Genomic DNA, 6,333 nt, shown 5'->3' on the forward strand with positions numbered 1-6,333 from the left:
CATGGACGGCTTCGCCCACCAGATCATCGCCGGCATCGCCACCGGGGGCATCTATGCCTCGGTCGCGCTGGCGCTGGTGATGATCTACCAGGCCACGCACCATGTGAACTTCGCGCAGGGCGAGATGGCGACGCTCTCCACCTTCATCGCATGGTCGATGGTCGAGGCGGGCTTTCCCTACTGGGTCGCCTTCGCCGCCACGGTGCTGGTCTCCTTCGTCATCGGCGTCCTGGTGGAGCGGCTGCTGATGCGGCCGGTGCAGAACGCGCCGGTGCTGACGCATGTCGGCGTCTTCATCGGGCTGCTGCTCATTGTCGGCAACATGACGGGGTGGATCTTCGGCTACACGACGAAGGTGTTCCCGAGCCCCTTCACCAGCAGCGGGCCGCTGATGGGGGGCCTCATCTCGGCGCATGAGCTGGGCAGCACGGCGGTGACGCTGGTGGTGCTGATCCTCGTCTTTCTCTTCTTCCGCTACACCTCGCTCGGCCTTGCGATGCGGGCGGCGGCCTACAACCCGCGCTCGGCGCGGCTGGTCGGCATCCGCGTCGGCTGGATGCTGGCGCTGGGCTGGGGGCTGGCGGCGGCGATCGGGGCCGTGGCGGGGATGATGGTGGCGCCCGTCGTCTTCCTCGACCCGACCATGATGACCGGCATCCTGCTCTATGCCTTCGCCGGCGCCCTGATCGGCGGGATCGACAACCCGCTCGGCGCCGTCATCGGCGGCTTTGCGGTCGGCGTGCTGGAGAACCTGGCCGGGGCCTATGTGGTCGGCACCGAGCTGAAGCTGACCGTCGCCTTGGCCATCATCATCGGCGTGCTGGTCGTGCGGCCCTCCGGCCTGCTCGGTCGCGTCGTCACCAGCAGGGTGTAAGGGCCATGAGTGCAAGCGAGGATGTGGCGATCCCCGGGACCATTCCGCAGGCGGTGCCGGTCCAACGCGGACTGGCCGGGTGGCAGCTGGCGCTGGTGGTGGCGGGCGGGCTCGTGGTCGCCATTGCGCCGGCCTTCGTGCTGGAGAGCTTCCCGCTTTTCCAGCTGACCATGGCGGTGATCATGGGCCTGGCGGTGCTCGGGCTGAACATGGTGACCGGCTTCAACGGGCAGATCTCGCTCGGCCACGGCGCCTTCTTCGCCCTCGGCGCCTATGCGACGGCGATCCTGATGTCGCATCTCGACTGGTCCTTCTGGGCGACTTTGCCGTTCTCCGCCGCGGTCTGCGGGCTCGTCGGCTACGGAATCGGCTTTCCGGCGCTCAGGCTCGGCGGGCTCTACCTGGCGCTGACGACCTTCTCGCTCGCCGTCGCCGTGCCGCAGATCCTCAAGCACAAGTCGATCGAGGACTGGACGGGGGGCGTGCAGGGCCTGTTCCTGGTGAAGCCGGATGCGCCGGGCTGGCTGCCGGTGACGCTGACGGCCGACCAGTGGATGTATTTCGTCGCGGTCGGCGTCTCGGCCGTGTGCTTCCTGCTCTGCTGGAACCTCATCCGCGGCCGCATCGGCCGGGCGCTGATGGCGACGCGCGACCACCCGACGGCCGCCGAGGCGATGGGGATGGACACGGCGACGCTGAAGACGCGGGCCTTCGCCGTCAGCGCCATGGTGACGGGCATCGCGGGATCGCTCTCGGCGGTCGCCGTGGAGTTCGTGGCCCCCGACAGCTTCAGCCTGATGGTCTCCATCACCCTCTTCGTCGGCATGGTGGTGGGCGGCGTCGCCTCCATCCTCGGCTCGCTCTTCGGCGGGCTCTTCGTGCTCTTCGTGCCGAACATCGCCGAGGCGATCTCCAAGGCGGCGCCGGGGGTGATCTACGGCATCCTGCTCATCGCCTTCCTCTTCATCCTGCCGGATGGTTTCGCCGGGCTGCTGCGGCGCATTGCCGGGCGGCTGCGTCGGCGGGGCTGACGGCCAAAAGACCGGGACCGCAACACATGACCCTGCATCGCCGTGCCGTGCTGACAGGGGGCATCGCCGCCCTCGCCCTGCCCAACCTCGCGCCCGCGCAGGAGGCGCCGGGCGTGACGGCAAACGAGATCCGCATCGGCAGCACCAATGCGCTGTCGGGGCCGGCCTCCTCCTACTCGGTCATCTCGCGCTGCCTTGCGGCGATGTTCAAGCGGGTGAACGACCAGGGCGGCATCGCGGGGAAGCAGATCAACTTCATCGTCTATGACGACGGCTACGCGCCGCCGCGGACGCTGGAGCAGACCAGGCGGCTGGTGGAACAGGACAAGGTCGCCTTCCTCTTCAACCAGCTCGGCACGCCGACCAACAGCGCCATCCACCGCTACGTCAACCAGCGGAAGGTGCCGCATCTCTTCCTCGCCACCGGCGCGGACAAGTGGGCGCAGCCGCAGGAATATCCCTGGACCATCGGCTGGCAGCCCAGCTACCGGACCGAGGCGCAGATCTACACCAAGTACATCCTCGAGCAGCGGCCACAGGCGAGGATCGGCGTGCTCTACCAGAACGACGACTTCGGCAAGGACTATGTCAACGGCGTGCGGGACGTGCTGGGGCCCCGCTTCGACAGCATGGTGAAGCTCGCCTCGCACGAGGCGACGGATGCGACGATCGACAGCCAGATCGTCACCCTCCAGGGCGCGGGCATCGATGCGCTGGTCTGCGGCATCATCCCGCGCTTCGCCGCGCAGGCGATCCGCAAGGTCTACGACATCGGCTGGAAGCCGGCGCTGATGTTCATGAGCAACGTCTCGATCTCCGGCGCCGTGGTCATGCAGCCGGCGGGGCCCGAGAAGGGCATCGGCCTCATCACCTCCGACTACCGGAAGGACCAGTCGGACCCGGCCTGGGCGGATGATCCGGGCATGAACGAGTGGCGCGACTTCATGCGGCGCTACATCCCGGACGGGGAGCTCGGCGACAACAACTACACCTATGGCTACGGCGCCGGCAGCACGATGATCCAGGTGCTGAAGCAATGCGGCAGCAACTTCTCGCGCGAGAATGTCATGAAGCAGGCGACGAGCCTCGCGCCGCTCGAGATCGGCACGCTGCTGCCTGGCGTGAAGGTGGCGACGACCGCAGCCAACTACTACCCGATCCGCCACATGCAGCTGCAGCGCTGGGACGGCAAGTCCTGGGCGCGCTTCGGCGGGGTGATCGAGGGCGCCAACGTGTAACAGGCAGGGAGCGGGGCGGATGCGGATGCGCGGCAGACGGCAGGTCCTGGCGACGGCGGCAGCGGGCCTCGCCCTGCCCGCCCTTGCCCGGGCCGAGGAGGTGGTGGGCGTCACCGCCGGCGAGATCCGCATCGGCAACATCATGCCCTATAGCGGGCCGAACAGCGCCTATGGCGTCATCGGCCGGACGGAGCAGGCCTTCGTCCGCATGCTGAACGAGACGACCAGCTTCGCTGGGCGGAAAATCAACTACCTCAGCTATGACGACGGCTTCAGCCCGCCGAAGACGGTGGAGCAGGCGCGGCGGCTGATCGAGCAGGACAAGGTCGCCTTCCTGTTCAACCCGCTCGGCACGCCGACCAACAGCGCCATCCAGCGCTATTGCAACCAGCGCAAGGTGCCGCAGCTCTTCGTCGCAACGGGTGCGGATAAGTGGGGGAACTGGCAGGAATTCCCCTGGACCATGGGCTGGCAGCCCAGCTACCGGACCGAGGCGCAGATCTACGCCAAGCACCTGCTCGCCGAGCGGCGGGACTTCAAGCTGACGATCGTCTACCAGAACGACGATTTCGGGAAGGACTACATCGCCGGCATGCGCGATGTGATCGGGGCCGAGCGCTTCGACCGGACCGTCAAGACCGCCTCCTTCGAGATCACCGACCCGACGCCGGACAGCCAGATCCTTTCGCTCCAAAGCAGCGGCGCGGATGTGCTGATGATCGCGCTCGGGCCCAAGGCGGCGGCGCAGGCGATCCGCAAGGTGCACGACATCGGCTGGCAGCCGCTGCGCTATCTCACCAATGTCTCGCTCTCGGTCGGCGCCGTCATGCAGCCGGCGGGGGCGGAGAAGGGCATCGGCACCATCACCTCCGGCTATCTGAAGGAGCAGGGCGATCCCGCCTGGCGGGACGATCCGGGGATGGGCGAGTTCCGTGCCTTCCTGAAGCAGTGGATGCCGGAGGCGGACCCGGCCGATTCCAACGTCGTCTACGGCTTCGCGCTCGGCCTCACGCTGCGGCAGGTGCTGGCGCAATGCGAGGGCAACTTCTCGCGCGAGAACATCCTGCGCCAGGCGGCCGGCCTGCGGGGCGTGGCGCTGCCGGTGCTGCTGCCGGGCATCGCGCTGGAGACGGGGCCGCAGGACTACCGGCCGATCCAGAAGATGCAGCTGCAACGCTGGGATGGCGCCTCCTGGGTCCGCTTCGGCGGCCTCATCGAGGGCGCGACCGTCTAGAAGACCACCAAGGGAGAGACGATCCATGATGCCGACGCGACGCCTTCTGCTTGCGGCCGGGGCCGCGAGCCTTGCCGCCCCCGCCATCGCCCGCGCGCAGGAGACGCCCGGCGTCACCGCGAGCGAGATCCGCATCGGCAACACCATGCCCTATAGCGGCCCGGCGAGCGCCTATGGCAGCATCGGCCGCTCCCACCAGCATTTCTTCAGGATGGTCAACGAGCAAGGCGGCATCGCCGGGCGGAAGATCAACTTCATCACCTATGACGACGGCTACAGCCCGCCCAAGACCGTGGAGCAGGTGCGTCGCCTGATCGAGCAGGACAAGGTCGCCTTCCTGTTCAACCCGCTCGGCACGGCGAGCAACAGCGCCATCCTGCGCTACGTCAACCAGCGCAAGGTGCCACACCTCTTCCTCTCGACCGGCGCCGACAAGTGGGGGAACTACCAGGAGACGCCCTGGACGATGGGCTGGCAGCCCAGCTACCGGACCGAGGCGCAGATCTACATGAAGCACATGCTGGAGCAGAAGCCGGATGCGAAGCTGGCACTGCTCTACCAGAACGACGATTTCGGCAAGGACTACGTCACCGGCGTCAAGGACATCCTCGGCTCCCGCTACGACAGCATCGTCAAGCCGGTCTCCTACGAGGCGACGGACCCGACCATCGACAGCCAGGTGGTCTCGCTGCAGGCCAGCGGCGCGGATGTGCTGCTGACGGCGGCGACGCCGAAATTCGCGGCCCAGACCATCCGCCGCGTCGCCGATCTCGGCTGGAAGCCGCTGCACTACCTCACCAACGTCTCCATCTCGGTCGGCACGGTGATGGAGCCGGCGGGGCCGGAGCGCGGCGTCGGCATCATCACCTCGGCCTATCTCAAGGACCCGACGGATCCGGGCTGGGCCAATGACGCGGGCATGAACCAGTGGCGGGCCTTCATGCAGAAATACATCCCCGACGGGGACATGAAGGATGGCAGCTTCCCCTTCGCCTTCGGCGTCGCCACGACGTTGATGCAGGTGCTGAAGCAGTGCGAGGGCAATTTCGCGCGCGAGAACATCATGCGCCAGGCCGCCAGCCTGAAGAATCTCGAGATCCCGACGCTGCTGCCGGGCGTCCTGGTGAACACCGCGCCGGACAATTTCCATCCGATCCGGCACATGCAGCTGCAGAAGTGGAGCGGCAGCACCTGGGAGCGGTTCGGCAACGTAATCGAGGGAGCGAAGGTCTAGCCTTCGCCACCTCCGCCCGCATCACCCGGCCTGCGGCGTGATGCGGGTGATCTTGGTGCCGTTCAGGGCGAGTGCCGCCATCAGCCCCTCCTGGTTGAAGGTGATGGCGTAGACCGGCTCGGTCAGGGTGGTGGTGGAGGCATTGGCCTGCAGCCCGCGGTCCAGCGCCACCACGGTCGGGCCGGTGCCGACCTCCCAGCCGTCGCGCTGGCGCAGGGCGGCGATGGCCTGCTCCGTCATGAAGAACATGGCGAGGCCGGCCGACTGCGCCCCGGCGAGGAGGCCGAGCGAGAGGCCGGCGATGGAGTAGTAGCCCTCGGTCCGCTCGCCGCGCACCACCGCGCCCTCGCCGTACTGCCCGCCGACGATGAAGCCGCCGCTGATGATGCGCGGGAAGACCAGCACGGCATGGGCCTGATGCAACAAGGTCTGGGTCTGCGGCAGGGCGCGCAGGCGGACCAGCGCGGCGGCGACATCGGCATCGATCTCGCGCCGGGTGTCGGCTGCGGCGGGGCGCGGGGCGGCGAGGGTGCCGGCAGCGGCGCCAGCCAGCAGGGCCGAGAGGGAACGTCGGGATACAGCGGTCATGGCGGCATCGGCCTCCGTGGTTTTGCTGCGGCGCAACGCCGGGCGGCGAGGGCGGGTTTCGTGACGGAATGAAACCCGGACTAGTGTTCTGACTCCAACACTTGTTTCCCTCGACGGACCTTGTCGAGAATGTC

Annotated in this window: 6 protein-coding genes; 5 read left to right on the plus strand and 1 reads right to left on the minus strand. The window is 67.8% G+C overall.

Features of this window, described 5'->3' with window-relative positions:
• The first annotated feature begins 1 nt into the window (after position 1).
• From AC5JJ1_RS00445 to AC5JJ1_RS00465, 5 genes are read left to right on the plus strand one after another with little or no spacing between them, the layout of a single operon-like run.
• Positions 2–874, plus strand: a complete 873-nt coding sequence (locus AC5JJ1_RS00445; protein ID WP_495783144.1) for a branched-chain amino acid ABC transporter permease — start codon at positions 2–4, stop codon at positions 872–874.
• Positions 875–879: 5 nt separating this feature from the next.
• A complete protein-coding gene (locus AC5JJ1_RS00450; RefSeq protein WP_495783145.1) occupies positions 880–1,905 on the plus strand; it encodes a branched-chain amino acid ABC transporter permease in 1,026 nt (341 codons plus the stop codon).
• Positions 1,906–1,931: 26 nt separating this feature from the next.
• Positions 1,932–3,143: an ABC transporter substrate-binding protein gene (locus AC5JJ1_RS00455; RefSeq protein ID WP_495783146.1), complete on the plus strand. Its 1,212-nt coding sequence runs from the start codon at positions 1,932–1,934 to the stop codon at positions 3,141–3,143.
• Positions 3,144–3,168: 25 nt separating this feature from the next.
• Entirely contained in the window at positions 3,169–4,377 is a 1,209-nt protein-coding gene (locus tag AC5JJ1_RS00460; protein ID WP_495783147.1) for an ABC transporter substrate-binding protein, read from the plus strand.
• 25 nt (positions 4,378–4,402) lie between these two features.
• Positions 4,403–5,611 (plus strand): ABC transporter substrate-binding protein, encoded by a 1,209-nt coding sequence (locus AC5JJ1_RS00465; protein WP_495783148.1) that lies wholly within the window; start codon positions 4,403–4,405, stop codon positions 5,609–5,611.
• A 21-nt stretch (positions 5,612–5,632) separates the two neighbouring features.
• Here the strand turns inward: AC5JJ1_RS00465 and AC5JJ1_RS00470 are convergent, their stop codons facing one another.
• A complete protein-coding gene (locus AC5JJ1_RS00470; RefSeq protein WP_495783149.1) occupies positions 5,633–6,199 on the minus strand; it encodes a lipid-binding SYLF domain-containing protein in 567 nt (188 codons plus the stop codon).
• Positions 6,200–6,333 lie beyond the last annotated feature (134 nt).

The organism is Belnapia sp. (assembly GCF_059504005.1).